We start from the raw sequence: 16,575 nt of genomic DNA on the forward strand, positions 1-16,575 counted from the left end.
GCTAGCGGCGCGAACACCTACCCCTCGTCCCAGGCCGACATCACGTGCTTGATCCGGCTGTACTCCTCCAAGCCGTATCGGCCGAAATCACGCGCCGACGCCGAGTGCTTGAACCCGCTGTGCGGCATCTCCGCGGTCAGCGGTTCGTGCGTGTTGATCCACACCGTGCCCGCCTGCAACCGCCGCGACACCCGCAACGCCCGCGAATGATCACGCGTCCACGCGCTCGCCACCAGCCCGTAGCGCACCCCATTGGCCAGCTCCACGGCCTCCCGCTCGCTGCCGAAGCGCTGCACGGTCAGCACCGGGCCGAGTACCTCGTTCTGCACCAGCTCGTCCTCCTGCTCCACACCGGCGACCACCGTCGCCTCGTGGAAGAACCCGCGCTCCCCCTTGCGCCGCCCACCTGCCACGATCCGCGCGTGCTCGGGCAACCGATCCAGGTGCGCCTGCACGATCTCCAACTGCCCCAAGCTGTTCAACGGCCCGAACGCCGCATCCGGATCCTGCGGCGGACCCGGCCGCATCACCTCGGCCCACTGCGCCAACCTGGCCACCAGCTCCTCGAACACCTCCGGCCCGGCCAACACCCGGCTGGCCGCCGTGCAGCTCTGCCCCGCGTTGCCGAAGGCAGCCGCCGCGATCCGCCGCGCCGCCCGCGGTACATCCGCATCGTCGAAGACCACCGCTGGGGCCTTGCCGCCCAGCTGCAGGTGCACCCGCTTGAGGTCGGCCGCCGCCGAACCCGCGACCTCCATCCCGGACCGCACCGTGCCGGTGATCGAGAACATCCCGGGCACCTCGTGCGCCACCATGGCGCGCCCGCTGTCCCGGTCACCGCAGATCAGGTTCAACGCACCCGACGGCACGAATTCACCCGCGATCTCCACCAGCAGCGCGGTGCTCACCGGGGTCGTCTCGGCGGGTTTGAGGACCACCGTGTTGCCCGCCGCCAACGCCGGTGCGAACTTCGCCGCGGCCAGCAGCAGCGGATGCGTCCACGACGTGACCTGTGCGCACACCCCGATCGGTTCCCGCCGGGAGAACGAGGTGTACCCGGACTGGTACTCACCGCCCGCGCCGTCCTCCTGCACCCGGGCGGCACCGGCGTAGAAGCGGATCAGGTCCACCGCCATCGGCAGCTCGTCATCGCGCACCACCGACCAGGGCTTGCCGGTGTTGCGGCACTCGGCCACCACCAGCTCCTCGGCGCGGTCCTCGACGGCGTCGGCGACGTCCAGCAGCACCTGCTGCCGCTGCCGGGGCGTCGTCTGCGACCAGGACTCGAACGCCGTAGCGGCCACCGCCATGACCGCGTCCACGTCCATCCAGCGCGTCAACGGACTGGTGCCGTACTCCTCGCCGGTGCTGGGATCCACCAGCGGCAGGGTCTCCCCCGCCAGGGTGTCCGCGGGCTCGCCGCCGACGAAGTTGTGCAGTTCCAGCGCCGTGGTCAAAAAGAGCCTCCATCGCCGGGCCGACCGCCGTTGGCCGACCGGGTGCCGCGTCGCCAACCGACCCTATCCGCCCGGCCGGAGGTGTGAAGGCGGCTCGCCGGGACGCGATCAGCTCGCCTTCGGCTCCCGCAACCGCCACTGCGCCAGGGTGCCCGCCACCGACAGCACCAACACCGGCGCGAACGCCCAGCGGTAGGCCTGCACCGCGGGCAGCAACGACGCCGCCTGCAACACCGCGCCCACCAGCAACTGGATCAGCACCGCCGCGGTGAACCCGCCCATGTTCACCACACCCGAGGCGGTGCCGGACCGGTGCGCCGCGTTGGCCAGCCGCGCCCCGTCGAAGGCCAGCATCGCCCCGCCGCCACCGACACCGATGGCCACCAGCGCCACCACCAGCACCGGCGGCGGCAGCACACCCGGCCAGCCGACGAGCACCGCCCAAACCACGACGATCACGCCGGACAGCGCCAGGGTGAAGCGGTCCCTGCGCCGCGGCCGACCGGAGATGTGCTGCCCGGCGAACCACGCGCCACCGATGAAGCCGAGCACGCTGAGCAGCAGCAGCGAACCCACCTCGGCCTGGCCGTGGCCCTGCGACTTCGTCAGCCACGGCGCGCCCCACAGCGTGGTCACGGCCAGGAACTGCGCCATCAGCACGAAGTGCACCCAGAAGGCGCGCCGGGTGCCGCGCTGCGCGAGCACGTCGCGCAGCGCGTGCCTGATCCGCTCCGGCGGCTGCGGCGCTTCGTGCGCCAGCGGGGCGTGTCCGGGTTGGTCCCGGATCACCAGCCCCGCGACCGCCGCCAGACCCAGGGTCAGGGCGGCCGCCCCCAGGAAGGTCGGCACCCAGCCGAGACCGTGCAGGGACAGGCTCAGCGGCAGCGTCGAGACCACCTGTCCCAGCCCACCGGCCAGCCCGGTCAGCGCCGCGACCTTGCCGAACCGGTGCGGCGGGAACCAGTGGGCGGCCAGTCGCAGCACGTTGGTGAACATGAACGCGTCGCCGAAGCCGATGAGCATCCGACCGATGATGCCGCCGACGACCGAACCGCTGACCGCGAAGACCGCTGATCCGACAGCCAGCGCCACCATGCCGCCGGTGATCACCTTCCGGGGTCCCAGCCGGTCGGCCAGCAGGCCGGACGGCACCTGCAGGACGAGGTAAACGCCCAGCTGCAACGCGGAGAACAACGCCAGGACCGTCGGCGGGGTGTGGAAGCGTTGCAGGGCTTCCGGCGCGGCGACGCCCAGGCTGGCGCGGTGGAACAGCGCCGCGCAGTAGCAGATCGCGCCGACGCCCCACACCAGCCACGACACGCGCGCGCGGTGGCGGCGTTCGGCCTGCTCCCGGGCCAGTGGCGTGGTCTTGACCGTGCGGGACACCTGAGTTCCTCCCCACCCATCTTGTATCCATCATAGATACAAGATGGGTGGAAGTACGATGCCCTCGTGTCGAGCGCAACATCACGCGAAACCGCGTCCTCCGCCGCCAACAACGCGGAGGCCCCCGCCGCAGACCGGGCGTACCAGCACGTCAAGGCAGGGCTGCTGGACGGCAGCTTCCCCGACGGCTACCTGCTGTCCGAAGGCGAGGTGGCCGGTGTGCTGCAGATGTCGCGCACGCCGGTGCGCGAGGCGTTCCTGCGGCTGCAGACCGAAGGATTCCTGCGGCTGTACCCGAAACGCGGCGCGCTCGTGGTGCCGGTGACCCCCACCGAGGCCCGCGCCGTCGTGGAAGCCCGGCTGGCGCTGGAGAGCTTCGCCATCGACAAACTCGCCGTGCAGGGCCAGGAGGCGATGGTCGCTGTCGGCGACCAACTCGCCGCGCACCCGGCCTGCGACACCAGCGAACTCAGCGACGCCGAGATGCACGAGGCGGACCGGGCCTTCCACGCCACGCTCGTGGCCGCAGCAGGCAATCCCGTGGTCGCCGATCTCTACAACGCGCTGCGCGACAAGCAGATGCGCATCACCGCCACGGCCCGCACCCACGCGATCCGCCCCCGGATCACCCACCAGCACGCCGAACTGGCGGCAGCGGTCCGCGACGGCGACCCGGAACTGGCCAAGACCCGGCTGCGCGAGCACCTGCTCGGCACCGTCCGCGCACTCGGGGTTTCCGGCGGCCCCTACCTCGACCCCGACGACGCGTAGCGTTCCGAAGCTTGTTGTTTAGGTCTGGCGCGGTCCGAGATCGATAATTTCGTTCGACACTGAAGTGATTATGGTTATAGAATCATCGCGCCGACTCGGACGGGTACCGCATTCGTGCCGCATCCGTCAGGGGCACCGCCTAGCCTTCGGGGCGTGGCTGAGATGCAGGCCGTCACAGCGATGCCACCGCCCCGGCTGCGGTCGCTGATCACCGACTGCACCGGATACCGCGTGCGCTCCGCGCCCGGCGTGCACCACGGCTGCCATCGCGGAGCCTGACCGTGGTCATCGCCCTGGACGACACGGTCGACATCGCTGCCACGACCGGACCGGATCAGTCGCTCACCGCACTCGCCGCCGGTCTGCACGCCCAGGTGGTGCGGATCAACCACGGCGAACTGCAACACGGCATCCAACTGGGCCTCACCCCGCTGGGCGCCCGCGCCCTGCTGGGCATGCCCGCCGGTGAACTCGTCGACCGCAGCGTCGACCTCACCGCGATCCTCGGCCGGGCCGCAACCGAACTCGCCGAGCGGCTGCACACGGCGACCACCTGGACCGAACGCTTCGCGCGCCTCAACGAGGCGCTGCTGCGGCTCGCCGCCCCGGCCGCCCTGCCCGCCCCTGAACTCGGCTGGATCTGGCGGCGGATGACCGAGACCAACGGCCACCTCCCGATCGCGGCATTGGCCGCCGAAGTCGGCTGGAGCCGCCAACACCTCGGCGTGCGGTTCCGCCGCGAGTTCGGGCTGTCCCCCAAGCTCATCGGTCGCGTGATGCGCTTCGAGCAGGCCCGCCGCCTGTTGATCGCCGGAGTCCACCGCGGCTTCGCCGACGTCGCGGTCGCCTGCGGTTACTCCGACCAGGCCCACTTCAACCGGGATTGGCGGGAGTTCGCGGGACTGTCCCCATCGCGGTGGATGTCCCAGGATCTTCCATTCCTCCAAGGCGCCGCGCACCTGCCGGACGCATCCTGATGCCATGACGACGAACCCAGGAATCTGGCCACTGGTCCCCTACGCCGATCAGAAGGCGGGCATCCGCTTCCTGGTCGAGGCCTTCGGATTCGAAGAAACCCTGATCGTGAACGACGACGACGGCAAGATCGCGCACGCCGAACTGCGCTGGCCGCACGGCGGCGGCGTCATGATCGGCACCTGCGAAGCCGGGCACCCGTTCGCGAAACCGAAGGGCTCCGCCGGGATCTACGCGGTCACCGACGATCCCGACGAACTCTACAAACGCGCCGTCGCCGCCGGAGCCGAAGTCACCCACGAACCCCGGGACCAGGACTACGGCTCCCGCGAGTTCGCCGTCCGGGACCCGGAGGGCAACAGCTGGAGCTTCGGCACCTACGCGGGCATCTGACCAACACCCCGGGGGACCGAAGGGGGCACCCGCGACCGAGTGCCCCCTTCGACAGGAAGTCCTAGCGGAATGTGGGCCGGTGCTCCGCCTTCAAGACGGAGGTGCGGGCCCACACCACGCGGACCAGGGATGGCCGCGCCTTCAGGCCGAAGCGGACATCACTCGGACCGGTCCTCATCGGACACCGGGGGTTGCGCCGGGGCACCGGGCTCCGCGATGGCCGGGGGCACGGCCGCCCCGCCGACGCTCGGGCTGGGCACCTCCTTGCGGGCCACCGCTTCGGCGGCCCGAACCGCCTCCGCGACCTCCGGGGTCGTCGAGGTGTCGAACCAGGCCTTGACCGACTCCTCTTCCTCTTCCGGCGCGATGGCCGGAACCTCCTCGGTCGGCGGCTCGTAGCGGAACACCCCGTCGTCGCCGGGGGCGCCGAGCATCCGTGCGAAGCCCTCCAGGGACTTGCCGAAGTCGCTGGGCACCACCCACACCTTGTTCGCGTCGCCCTGCGCCATCTGCGGCAACGTCTGCAGGTACTGGTAGGCCAGCAGTTCCGGGGTCGGCTTGCCGCGCTTGACCGCCGCGAAGACCTTCTCAATGGCCTTGGCCTGGCCCTGCGCCTGCAGGTACCGGCTGGCCCGCTCACCCTGCGCGCGCAGGATGCTGGACTGCCGGTCGGCCTCCGCGCCCAGGATGGCCGCCTGCTTCTGGCCCTCGGCGGCCAAGATCGAAGCCTGCTTCTGACCCTCGGCGGTCTTGATCGCCGACTCCCGCTCGCCTTCGGCGTTGAGGATCATCGCGCGCTTCTCCCGGTCGGCGCGCATCTGCTTCTCCATCGAGTCCTGGATGGACGGCGGCGGATCGATCGCCTTCAGCTCCACCCGCGCGACCCGGATGCCCCACCGTCCGGTCTCCTGGTCGAGTACGCCGCGCAGCTGCGTGTTGATCGCATCCCGCGAGGTCAGCGTCTCCTCCAGGCTCATCGCCCCGACCACGTTGCGCAGCGTGGTGGTGGTCAACTGCTCCACCGCGATGATGTAGTTGGAGATCTCGTACACCGCCGAGCGCGAATCGGTGACCTGGAAGTACACCACGGTATCGATCGACACCGTCAAGTTGTCCTGGGTGATCACCGGCTGCGGCGGGAACGACACGACCTGCTCACGCAGGTCGATGCGAGCTCGAACCCGGTCCAGGAACGGCACCAGGAAGTTCAGGCCGGGCTCGGCCACCGAACGGAACTTGCCGAGCCGTTCGATCACCGCCGACTGGGCCTGCGGCACCACCATCACGGACTTCACCGCGACGATGAGCACCAGCAGCACCACGACCACCAGCACGATCAGTTCGGTCACGCGAACATCCCTCTCTTCACGGCTCCGCCCACACGACAGCGGTCGCGCCCGCGATCTCCATCACGGTGACGGTCTCGCCGACCTCGATGACTTGGGTCTCGTCGAACGCCCGCGCCGACCACAGTGCTCCCTCGATGCGCACTTGGCCACCGTGCGCATCCACTTTGGATTCCACCTGGGCCCGTTTGCCGACCAGCGCATCCACATTGGTCTTGAGTTCGCGCTGCACCTGCATCCGGCGCTTCAACGCGGGTCGTGCCACGAAGATCAACCCCAGTCCCAGCACCGCGAACACCACGGCGTCCACCATCAACGGCGCGCCAAGTGCCGAGGCACCGGCGGCACCCAACGCCGCGACACCGAGCATCACCAGGACGAAGTCCCCGGAGAGCACCTCGGCGGCGACCAGCAGTACCCCGGCGATCAGCCACAGCAGCGCGGGAGTCATATTTCCCATGGTGGCAGACATCCGAAGCCCCCGAAGGCGGATTCGGCCGGTGTGATCAACGCGTGACTCCGGAGGCTCGCCGCCGCGACGGCACGCACCACTTCGCCGGGTCTGCCGCCTGCTCCGTCACCGGCCACCCGATCGCGGCAACGCGGGCTCCGGTCACGAGCCGTGCTCGGTGACGAAGTCGATCAGCTGCTCGACGGCGGCCAGCAGCGGAGCCTCGACGTCCCGGAAGCTCGACGCGGCCGCCAACACCCGCCGCCAGCCCTCGGCCGGTTCACCCCAGCCCAGCTCGGCGCACACCCCCTGCTTCCAGTCCGTCCCGCGCGGCACCCGCGGCCAAGCCGGGATACCCACCGCCTGCGGCTTGACCGCCTCCCAGATGTCCACGAACGGATGGCCGGTGACCAGCACGTGCGGGTCGTCGATGCCCTCGACCAGGCGCGACTCCTTGCTGCCCGGCACCAGGTGGTCCACCAGCACACCGACCCGGCGCCCCGGCTCGGGGCCGAACTCGGCCAGCAGGCCCGGCAGGTCGTCGACGCCGTGCAGCGGCTCCACGACCACACCCTCCACCCGCAGGTCGTGCCCCCAGATCCGCTCCACCAGCTCGGCGTCGTGCAGGCCTTCGACCCAGATCCGGCTGCCCCTCGCGGTGCGCGCTCGCAGGCCCTCGACGCGCACCGACCCGGACGCCGAACGCGTCCGTTTCGCCTCGGCGCCACCGCGCACCGGCACCAGCGTCGCCGGTCTTCCTTCGAACAGGAACGCCGCCGGGCGCATCGGGAACAACCGCTGCGTCCCGTGGCGGTCTTCCAACACGACGGTGTCCTTGTCCACCCGCAGCACCGCGCCGCAGAACCCGCTCGCCGGGTCTTCGACCACCAGGCCCGGCTCGGCGGGGATCTCCGGGACTTTCCGACGTCGCGGGCCCGCGAGGATGTCCTTGCCGTAGTTGACCGAACGCACGAGGCGCCACGGTAATCCGATCGGGGACATCGTGGGGTGCGGCGCGCCGCGCAGCGTAGATCACAGTCGAAAGCCCCCGAGCAACGCGCCGGTGGATCGGTACGTACCCTCCTCGACGTGCCTTGCCCAAGCGCCACGATGGTTGTCTGGACGTCCGCCTGGCTACACGGTGCTGCCGCCTCGGACGACGTGCTCGATGCCCTGCAAACCTGGGCCGAGTCGCAGGAAGTACTAGCCGCCGACGCGGATCTGGCCGCGCGGCTGGACCTGCCCGGCCCGCAGGAAACCCCAGCCGGTCCGGCGCTGCTGCTGGCGGCGCTGCGCAAGGCGGGGGCGGGCAACGGTGAGCTGGTGCTGCCGGTGCCCGGCGACGCCCGCGGTCTCGGCGGGTCGAGTCCGTTCGCGAAGCTGGCGATGCGCGTCGGTGAAGCCGTCGTGCTGCCGGAGGCCGGTCTCGGGCTGGTCCCGCAGCGCATCGCCGAGGGAATCCTGCGCTGGACCGCCTTCGGCATCGAAGATCTGCCACCGGCCGAGCACCTGCCGATCGGCGAGGCCGAGCACGGCATGGCCTCGGCGATGCGCGAAGCCGCGAGTGCGCTGATCGATCTCGGGGTCGCCAAGCAGCGACCGGGCGTGCGGGAGGAGATCGCCGAGACCATCGCCGCCCGCCCGGCGCCGCGGTGGCCGGAGCAGGTGCCGCAGCGCGCCCTGCGGATCTTGCAGCGGGCCACCGAGGTCGAGGCGATCCTGTGGGTGGCCACCGACGACGCGCCCGGCGGCGCCTTGTCCGCCTCGGCGATCCGGGGTCGCACCGAGGCGCTGCGCCCGCTGTTCGACGCGGTCCGAGCCGCCCGCCGCGCCTCGGTGGCCGAAATGGTCCGCGTCCTCGCCGACCGCGCCGGAAAAACCTGAACCACCCGATCAGACAAAGGTGAAGGGCACCTTTTCCCAAGTAACTGGGTAAAAGGTGCCCTTCACCCGTAGCCGCACAGGCGAATTCGACCGGCTCGCCACCACCTCTCAGCGCGCATAACCATCGATCGAGTGGTAGGTGAGGGGCACCTTTAGCCAAGTTACTTGGTGAAGGGTGCCCCTCACCTCGAAAAACTCACTCGAACGGGGTTAGCAGCCTGGGGCGCAGGGTTGGCCGTTGGTGGTGGAGCCTGCGATCGGCATGGTGGAGAGTTTGCGCGGTTGGGTGCCGTCGGTGTGTTCGGCGATGAGCTCGACGATCAGCTTCGCGAAGCGGGGGTCCGGGCCCGCCGTCGCGGCGCGGACGAAGCCCATGCCCAGCTCGGCGGCCTTCTCCTTGGCTTCGCTGTCGAGGTCCCAGATCACTTCGAGGTGGTCGGAGACGAACCCGATCGGGCTGACCACCACCGCATGGACGCCCTTGGCGTGCAGGTCGTCGAGGTGGTCGCAGATGTCCGGTTCCAGCCAGGGCACCTGCGGCGGCCCGGAGCGCGACTGCCACACCACGTCGTAGCCGTCCACCCCGACCGCCTCCGCGACCAGCCGGGACGCCTCGGCGACCTGCCGCGAGTACCAGTTCGGGCGGCCGTCCGGCCCGTCCTGCGCATCGGCCCGCAGCGGCACCGAGTGCGCGGTGAACACCAGCCGAGCCTGCGCGCGCAGCGCCGGGTCCAGCTCGGCGAAGGCGCGGCGCACCGCGTCGGCGCCTGCCTCGATGAACAGCGGGTGGTCGAAGAACTGCCGCAGCTTCACCAGCTCCGGGGCCCGGTCACCGACGGCGGCGCGGGCCCGCGCGATGTCCTCGTGGTACTGCTTGCACCCCGAGTAGCCGCCCCAGGCGGAGGTGGCGAACACGAGCGCGCGGCGCACCCCGTCGTCGGCCATCTCCGCGACGGTGTCCTCGATCATCGGATGCCAGTTGCGGTTGCCGAAGTAGACCGGCAGCTCACGGCCCTGCGCGGCCAGCTCGCCCCGCAGCGCGCCGATGATGTCCTTGTTGAGCCGGTTGATCGGCGACACCCCGCCGAAGTGGTGGTAGTGCTCGGCAACGTCATCGAGGCGTTCCGGCGGCACTCCCCTGCCTCTGGTGACGTTCTCCAGGAACGGTCGGATTTCCGCCGGACCCTCGGGCCCTCCGAACGACAGGAACAGCAACGCATCGAAACTCACCCAACCATGATGCCGCTGCACAGCCCCTCGGCCGGAATCGGGTGGTGGTCCCGGCCGAGGGGTGTTTCAGATCCCGAGGGCGTGCACGCCGCCGTCGACCATGATCATCGAGCCGGTGGTCTTGGGCAGCCAGTCCGACAGCACCGCGCACACCGACTTCGCCACCGGAGTGGGGTCGTTCACATCCCAGCCCAGCGGAGCGCGGTCGCTCCAACCGGCCTCCAGGTCGCCGAAGCCCGGAATCGACTTGGCCGCCATGGTGCGCACCGGACCCGCCGACACCAGGTTGACCCGCACGCCGTGACGGCGCCCCAGCTCACGCGCCAGGTAGCGGGAGGTCGACTCCAGCGCGGCCTTGGCCACGCCCATCCAGTCGTAGGCGGGCCAGGCGACGCGGGCGTCGAAGTCCATGCCGACGATCGAGGCGCCCTCGCCCAGCAGCGGCAGCGCGGCGGTGCTCAGCGACTTCAGCGAGTACGTCGAGACCTCCAGCGCGGTGGAAACGTCCTCCCACGGCGCCGCCAGGAAGTCGCCACCCAGGCAGGACGGCGGTGCGAAGCCGATCGAGTGCAGCACGCCGTCGAGCCCGCTGACGTGCTCGCGGACCCGGTCGGCGAGGCTGTCGAGGTGCTCGGTGTTGGTCACGTCGAGCTCCAGCACCGGCGCGGGCTTGGGCAGCCGACCCGCGATGCGCTCCACCAAGCTCATCCGGCCGAACCCGGTGAGCACCACCTCGGCCCCCTGCTCCTGGGCGACCTTGGCGACGTGGAACGCGATCGACGCGTCGGTGATCACGCCGGTGACCAGAATCCGCTTGCCTTCGAGCAATCCGCTCACGAAAACCCTCCGCTGTGCTTGATCAGGTGCGTCGGCACTCGGAATTCCCACCGGTACCGCTGTCCGGCGCGGGAACCCGAATCGTCCACTGTGTCCGTCCGAGGTGGCCTCAGAGTCTGGCTTTGATCTTGTTCTTGGCAGCGGCGCAGCCGCTTGGCTCACCTGAGCGACCCGCACCGCCACGTGAAGCGAGTGCGGCGACAGGCATTCAGTGCCCCATCCCGAGGCCGCCGTCGACCGGGATCACCGCGCCGGTGATGTAACCCGCCGCGTCCGAGGCCAGCCACTCGACGGTGGCCGCCACCTCGTCGGCGGAGGCGAACCGGGCCAGCGGGATCTGGCCGAGGATCTCCTTCTTGCGCTCCTCGGGCAGCGCGTCGGTCATGTCGGTGGTGACGAAGCCGGGTGCGACCACGTTGGCCGTGATGCTGCGCGAACCCAGCTCGCGGGCGATGGAGCGGGCCAGGCCCACCAGTCCCGCCTTGCTCGCCGCGTAGTTGGCCTGCCCGGCGCCACCGGAGAGTCCGACCACGGACGAGACGAAGATCATCCGGCCCCGGCGGTTGCGCAGCATGCTGCTGGCCGCCCGCTTGGCCACCCGGTAGGAACCGGCCAGGTTGGCGTCGATGACCCGGCTGAACTGGTCCTCGCTCATCCGCAGCAGCAGCGTGTCGTCGGTGATACCGGCGTTGGCCACCAGCACCTCGACCCGGCCGTGCGCGGCTTCGACCTCGTCGAAGGCCGCCGCCACCTGCTCCGGGTCGGTGACATCGCAGCGCACCCCGAACAGGTCGTCCGGCGCACCCGATCCGCGGTGTGTGACCGCCACCTTGTCCCCGGCGGCTTGGAAGGCCTTCGCGATGGCCAATCCGATGCCGCGGTTACCACCGGTCACCAGTACGGACCGTGCCACTGTGGATCTCCCCTCGAACAACACCGCAAGATTCGTTTCAGCCGCGACATTATCCGCTCGCGGTCACCGGCCGCTCATCGCCTCCATACAGAAATACCTGCACCGTGTCGTGGTCCACCTACAGCGACGACGACCGGCAGACTGCGCTAGGCGCGTGTTCTTCAACTCGTTTGCGTAGCGTGCGGGTAGCCGAACCCCAAGATCAAACGCAAGGCACCGAGGATTACCGAGATCCGGGAGGCGCTTCGATGGCCCGAACGTCCGACGAAATCGCCGCCGAGCTGCGCGCGGTACTGGCCGGGTCGGCCCGCTTCGACCCCGGTACGCGCGCGCTGTACGCCGCCGACGCCTCCAACTACCGCCAGGTGCCGATCGGTGTCGTGTTCCCGCGCACCGAGGACGACGTGGCGGCGACGGTGGCCATCGCGCGCCAGCACGGTGTGCCGATCACCGGTCGCGGCGCGGGCACCAGCATCGCCGGGAACGCCGTCGGGCCTGGTCTGGTGCTGGACTTCGCGCGGCACCTCAACAAGATCCTGGAGGTCGACGCCGAGCGCGGGCTGGCCCGCGTGCAGCCCGGCGTCGTGCTGGACTCGCTGCGCGCCGCGGTCGCCGGTGACGGCCTGACCTTCGGGCCGGATCCGGCCACGCACAGCCGCTGCACGCTCGGCGGGATGATCGGCAACAACTCCTGCGGTACGCACTCGGTGGCCTGGGGCAAGACGGTCGACAACGTGCGCTCGCTGGACGTGCTGCTCGCCGACGGCACCCGCATCGAGGTCGGCGCGACCCCGACGGCCGAACTCGACCGGTTGTGCGCGCGTGGCGACCGGACCGGGCGGCTGTACCAGCAGCTGCGCGCATTGCGCGACGACGTCGGTGACCTGGTCCGCCGGTCGTTCCCGGATCTGACGCGCCGCGTGTCCGGCTACAACCTGGACCAGCTGCTGCCGGAGAACGGGTTCCACCTGGCTCGTGCGCTGGTCGGCACCGAGGGCAGCTGTGCGGTGGTGCTGGGGGCGACGGTCGAACTGGTGCCCTCGCCGCCGGTGCGGGCGATGACGGTGCTCGGTTTTCCCGACAGCTACGCCGCGGCCGACGAGGTACCCCGGCTGCGCGGGCTGGCGGCGCTGGCCATCGAGGGACTCAGCGCGGAACTCGTGGACGTGGTGCGCCAGCGCAACCCGAGCTCGCCCGCGCTGCCGCTGCTGCCGGGCGGGCGCAGCTGGCTGCTGGTGGAATCCGGCGGCGCCGACCGGGGCGAGACCGAGGAGGCGGCGCGGCGCATCGCCGAGGCGATGGGTGAGCGCGCGCAGAGCGTGATCCACACCGATCCGGCGCGGATGGCCGCGCTGTGGAAGATCCGCGAAGAGGGCTCCGGGTATTCGACGCGGATGGCCGGTTCCGAGCGGTGGTCCGGTTGGGAGGACGCCGCCGTGCCACCCGAGCGGTTGGGCTCCTACCTGCGGGAATTCGACGCGCTGCTGGCCCGCTTCGGCCGCCGAGGGGTCACCTACGGGCACTACGGCGATGGCTGCATCCACGTCCGCATCGACTTCGACCTGCTGTCGTCGACGGGGGCGCGCGAGTACCGGGCGTTCATGGAGGCCGCCGCCGACCTGGTCGTCGCGCACGGCGGTTCGGTCTCCGGTGAGCACGGTGACGGCCAGGCGCGATCGGCGCTGCTGACCCGGATGTACCCGGCCGAGGTGATCAAGGCCTTCGAGCGGTTCAAGGCCGCCTTCGACCCCGAGGACCTGCTCAACCCCGGCCAGATCGTGCGTCCGCGTCCGGTCGACGCCGACCTTCGGCTGCTGGTCGCACCACCCCGGCTGCCGACCCGGACCGCGCTGGCGCTGCACGCCGACTCCGGCGATCTCGCCGCCGCGACCCGCCGCTGCGTGGGCATGGGCAAGTGCCTGAACACCACGGGCGGGGTGATGTGTCCGAGCTACCGGGCGACGAAGGAGGAGAAGCACTCCACCCGTGGTAGGGCGCACCTGCTGTTCGAGATGCTGGCCGGGCGGGTGATCGGCGGCGGCTGGCGTTCGCCGGAGGTACGCGATGCGCTCGACCTGTGCCTGTCGTGCAAGGGCTGCAAGTCGGACTGCCCGGTCGACGTCGACATGGCCACCTACAAGGCGGAGTTCCTGCACCACCACTACCGGCACCGCGTCCGCCCGGCCGCGCACTACTCGATGGGTTTCCTGCCGTTGTGGCTGGCCCTGGGCAAGCACGCACCCCGACTGGCCAACCGGGTGCTCACCGGACCGCTGGCGCCGGTGCTCAAGCGACTCGGCGGCATCGACCCGCGTCGCGCGGTGCCGCGCCTGGCCGCGCGGACACTACAGACGTGGTGGTCGGACCGGCACCGGCCCAACGGCGCGGCAACCACCCGCGTGGTGCTGTTCCCGGACACCTTCACCAACCACTTCGACCCGCACATCGGCCGGGATGCGGTCGTGGCGCTCGAAAAGCTGGGCCAGGCGGTGGAAATCCCGCGCGAACCGGTCTGCTGTGGACTGACCTGGTATTCGACCGGACAACTCGGCACCGCCCGCGCGGCGCTGCGCCGCACCGCCCGAATCCTGCGCCCCCAGCTGGACCAGGGTCTGCCGGTCGTGGGGCTGGAACCGAGCTGCACCGCTTTCCTCCGCAACGACGCGTTGGAACTCGCGCCGCACGATCCGGATGTCGCGGCACTGGCGGCGGCGACGCGGACCTTCGCCGAGTGGATCGAGCCGACCCGCGCGCAGTGGCAGCGCACCGCAACCGGCCCGGAGGCGCTGGTGCAGGTCCACTGCCACCAGTACGCCGACCTGGGTTTCGCCGCGGATCGGGCCGCGTTGGACGCCACCGGAACCCGCGCGCGGGTGCTGGATTCGGGTTGCTGCGGTCTGGCGGGCAACTTCGGCTTCGAGCGCGGCCACTACGACGTCTCGATCGCCTGCGCCGAAGCGGCCCTGCTCCCGGCCGTCCGCGATGCGGGCCCGGATACCGAGGTCGTCGCCGACGGCTTCAGCTGCCGCACCCAGCTGCGTCAAACCACCGGCACCGAACCAGTCCACCTCGCCACGCTCGTCGCCCGCGCCCTCGACACTTGAGCGTCCTGATCCCAATTCACCACCCGGCATCCTCCGCCCGGCCGACGGGAATGCCGGGTGGGCAGCGCGTGTTGCACGGGTGCAATGGCAAGCAGCCAGGAAGGAACGCAGATGCCGACGGTCGAGCTGACCACCGAGAACTTCGACGAGGTCGTCTCCGCCAACGACTTCGTGATCATCGACTTCTGGGCTGACTGGTGCGGCCCGTGCAAGATGTTCGCGCCGGTCTTCGAGCGCAGCGCCGAAACGCACGACGACATCGTCTTCGCCAAGGTCGACACCGAGGCCCAGCCACAACTGGCCGGTGCCTTCAACATCCGCTCGATTCCGACGCTGGCGATCGTCCGCGACAACGTGCTGGTCTTCCAGCAGCCCGGCGCCCTGCCGGAGAACGTCTTCGAGGACCTCATCGGCCAAGCCCGCGACCTCGACATGGAAGAAGTTCGCAAGACCGCGAACTGACCCCGCTGCGGTCGCTAGAACCCCGGTTCGAACGCTTCGCCGACGGCCGCGTGCAACACCCCCGGCAGGGCGCTGATCTCCTCGACCAGCGCCGCCGCCGGGACCTTTCCGCGCAGCCGCAGCGCGACCACCGCGGTGCGCTGCGCGCGATCATCGGTGTCCTCGCGCTCCACCTGGAGGTCCATCACCGTCCAGCCGCGACTGGTGCACAGCGTCAGCACACCGCGCAGCACCCCGAACCCGTCGAGGTAGCCGATGCGCAGCACCTGCGGCTCGCGCAGCGATTTGCGCATCAGGTGCAGCAGTCGCGGATATCCCATCGCCACCAGGAAGTGCACCGCTGTCGTCGCGGTGGCCAGCACCACCAGACCGCTGCCGCAGGCCATGCCGACCGCGGCCACCAGCCACACCGTGGCCGCCGTGGTGAGGCCGCGCACCGCGTCGCGGCGCACGAAGATCAACCCGCCGCCGATGAACCCGATGCCGGAGACGATCTGCGCCGCCACCCGCGACGGGTCGAAGGAGACCCGGTCGAACACCAGCAGGTCGCCGAAACCGTACTTGGACACCAGCATGAACAGGGCCGCGCCGACACCGACCAGGGCGTGGGTGCGCAGTCCGGCGCTCTTGGCGCGGATTTCCCGTTCCAGCCCGATCAGGCTGGAAAGCAGCAGGGCGGTGCCCAACTCGACGAGCAGCGGAAACTCGCCCAGCCCGGCCACGACCGCATCCGTCACCCCAGGAACGTAACCCACCGCTGTCGGCGGGTCACGATCAGGCCGCCCGGTGCGGCCGTCGGGCCAGGTAGACCACGGCGGGCGGTAGGTTGCGCCAGACCGTTCGGCTGATCACCGTCTCCTCGAACTCCGCGCGCAGGTCGACGAGCTGGCGGCGGGCCGGTGGCGCCCAGCGCGTCCACGTGTAGGCGAACTGCGTGAACGACCCGCCGGGGGTCAGCGACTCGGCGATCAGCCGGATCAGCGGCACCCCGTCGACCGGCGCGTGCGCCACCCACGGCAGGCCGCTGACCACCACATCGGCACGCAATCCGCGATCCCGCAACAACTCCGGCAGCTGCCGGGCGTTCGCGCACACCGATTCCACCGTCGGAAACCGCTGCCCGAGCTGTGCGGCCCACCGCGAGTTGAGCTCCAGCGCCAGATGCCGCCCCCGGCCGCCGAGCCGACGCTGGATCACCTCGGTGAAGGCGCCGGTTCCCGGGCCCAGCTCGACGACCACCGGCTCACCCCGGTGCGGGATCGGCGCCACCATCTGCTCGGCCAGGGATCGCGAGCTCGGTCCCACTGCGGCGGTGGTGGTCGGCGATTTGACGAACTCCCACAGAAATTCCGCGGTTCCCACCGGC

At 70.5% G+C, this 16,575-nt stretch carries 16 protein-coding genes and 2 pseudogenes; 7 read left to right on the forward strand and 11 right to left on the reverse strand.

Annotation, left to right across the window (positions count from 1 at the left end; genetic code table 11):
* Window positions 1–17: 17 nt before the first annotated feature.
* The gene (locus ACTWQN_RS09445) at window positions 18–1,457 is read right to left on the reverse strand and encodes an aldehyde dehydrogenase family protein (protein ID WP_443202987.1); all 1,440 of its coding nucleotides are present in this window, start codon (window positions 1,455–1,457) and stop codon (window positions 18–20) included.
* Between the two features lie 108 nt (window positions 1,458–1,565).
* Window positions 1,566–2,843 carry an MFS transporter gene (locus tag ACTWQN_RS09450; protein ID WP_443202988.1) on the reverse strand — a complete coding sequence of 426 codons (1,278 nt, stop codon included), beginning with the start codon at window positions 2,841–2,843 and terminating at the stop codon, window positions 1,566–1,568.
* Between the two features lie 66 nt (window positions 2,844–2,909).
* Here ACTWQN_RS09450 and ACTWQN_RS09455 point away from each other — a divergent pair, with 66 nt between their 5' ends.
* From ACTWQN_RS09455 to ACTWQN_RS09470, 4 genes are all read left to right on the forward strand, one after another.
* A complete protein-coding gene (locus ACTWQN_RS09455) occupies window positions 2,910–3,614 on the forward strand; it encodes a GntR family transcriptional regulator (protein WP_443202989.1) in 705 nt (234 codons plus the stop codon).
* 153 nt (window positions 3,615–3,767) lie between these two features.
* Window positions 3,768–3,893, forward strand: coding sequence for a hypothetical protein (locus ACTWQN_RS09460; protein ID WP_443202990.1), 126 nt, complete (start codon window positions 3,768–3,770; stop codon window positions 3,891–3,893).
* A gap of 2 nt (window positions 3,894–3,895) precedes the next feature.
* Complete coding sequence (locus ACTWQN_RS09465) at window positions 3,896–4,591, forward strand: AraC family transcriptional regulator (RefSeq protein ID WP_443202991.1); 696 nt, start codon at window positions 3,896–3,898, stop codon at window positions 4,589–4,591.
* Window positions 4,592–4,595: 4 nt separating this feature from the next.
* Entirely contained in the window at window positions 4,596–4,982 is a 387-nt protein-coding gene (locus tag ACTWQN_RS09470; RefSeq protein ID WP_443202992.1) for a VOC family protein, read from the forward strand.
* A 290-nt stretch (window positions 4,983–5,272) separates the two neighbouring features.
* On the opposite strand, the pseudogene ACTWQN_RS09475 reads toward ACTWQN_RS09470, so the two are convergent.
* From ACTWQN_RS09475 to ACTWQN_RS09490, 4 genes and pseudogenes are all read right to left on the reverse strand, one after another.
* Window positions 5,273–5,410, reverse strand: a pseudogene (locus ACTWQN_RS09475) (SPFH domain-containing protein); the annotation flags it as partial.
* 351 nt (window positions 5,411–5,761) lie between these two features.
* Window positions 5,762–6,265 (reverse strand): annotated as a pseudogene (locus tag ACTWQN_RS09480) (SPFH domain-containing protein); the annotation flags it as partial.
* Between the two features lie 82 nt (window positions 6,266–6,347).
* A complete protein-coding gene (locus ACTWQN_RS09485; protein ID WP_443202993.1) occupies window positions 6,348–6,779 on the reverse strand; it encodes an NfeD family protein in 432 nt (143 codons plus the stop codon).
* A gap of 162 nt (window positions 6,780–6,941) precedes the next feature.
* On the reverse strand, window positions 6,942–7,751 hold the full coding sequence (locus ACTWQN_RS09490) for a DUF3097 domain-containing protein (protein WP_443202994.1): 810 nt from the start codon (window positions 7,749–7,751) through the stop codon (window positions 6,942–6,944).
* A gap of 138 nt (window positions 7,752–7,889) precedes the next feature.
* Here ACTWQN_RS09490 and ACTWQN_RS09495 point away from each other — a divergent pair, with 138 nt between their 5' ends.
* Entirely contained in the window at window positions 7,890–8,663 is a 774-nt protein-coding gene (locus ACTWQN_RS09495; protein WP_443202995.1) for an Rv1486c family protein, read from the forward strand.
* Window positions 8,664–8,873: 210 nt separating this feature from the next.
* Here the strand turns inward: ACTWQN_RS09495 and ACTWQN_RS09500 are convergent, their stop codons facing one another.
* The 3 genes from ACTWQN_RS09500 to fabG form a co-directional block, all read right to left on the reverse strand.
* A complete protein-coding gene (locus tag ACTWQN_RS09500; protein ID WP_443202996.1) occupies window positions 8,874–9,893 on the reverse strand; it encodes a ferrochelatase in 1,020 nt (339 codons plus the stop codon).
* 66 nt (window positions 9,894–9,959) lie between these two features.
* Window positions 9,960–10,730, reverse strand: a complete 771-nt coding sequence (gene fabI / locus ACTWQN_RS09505) for an enoyl-ACP reductase FabI (RefSeq protein WP_443202997.1) — start codon at window positions 10,728–10,730, stop codon at window positions 9,960–9,962.
* A 208-nt stretch (window positions 10,731–10,938) separates the two neighbouring features.
* A complete protein-coding gene (gene fabG / locus ACTWQN_RS09510; RefSeq protein WP_443202998.1) occupies window positions 10,939–11,643 on the reverse strand; it encodes a 3-oxoacyl-ACP reductase FabG in 705 nt (234 codons plus the stop codon).
* Window positions 11,644–11,891: 248 nt separating this feature from the next.
* Between fabG and ACTWQN_RS09515 the strand changes: the two genes are divergently transcribed.
* Window positions 11,892–14,747 (forward strand): FAD-binding and (Fe-S)-binding domain-containing protein, encoded by a 2,856-nt coding sequence (locus tag ACTWQN_RS09515; RefSeq protein WP_443202999.1) that lies wholly within the window; start codon window positions 11,892–11,894, stop codon window positions 14,745–14,747.
* A gap of 111 nt (window positions 14,748–14,858) precedes the next feature.
* The gene (gene trxA, locus ACTWQN_RS09520; RefSeq protein WP_443203000.1) at window positions 14,859–15,209 is read left to right on the forward strand and encodes a thioredoxin; all 351 of its coding nucleotides are present in this window, start codon (window positions 14,859–14,861) and stop codon (window positions 15,207–15,209) included.
* A gap of 14 nt (window positions 15,210–15,223) precedes the next feature.
* On the opposite strand, the gene ACTWQN_RS09525 is transcribed toward trxA, so the two are convergent.
* Window positions 15,224–15,946 (reverse strand): MgtC/SapB family protein, encoded by a 723-nt coding sequence (locus tag ACTWQN_RS09525; RefSeq protein ID WP_443203001.1) that lies wholly within the window; start codon window positions 15,944–15,946, stop codon window positions 15,224–15,226.
* A gap of 37 nt (window positions 15,947–15,983) precedes the next feature.
* Window positions 15,984–16,571, reverse strand: coding sequence for a class I SAM-dependent methyltransferase (locus ACTWQN_RS09530; RefSeq protein ID WP_443203002.1), 588 nt, complete (start codon window positions 16,569–16,571; stop codon window positions 15,984–15,986).
* Window positions 16,572–16,575 lie beyond the last annotated feature (4 nt).

Origin of the sequence: Saccharopolyspora antiqui (assembly GCF_052246905.1) — a bacterium.
Lineage (GTDB): Bacteria > Actinomycetota > Actinomycetes > Mycobacteriales > Pseudonocardiaceae > Saccharopolyspora.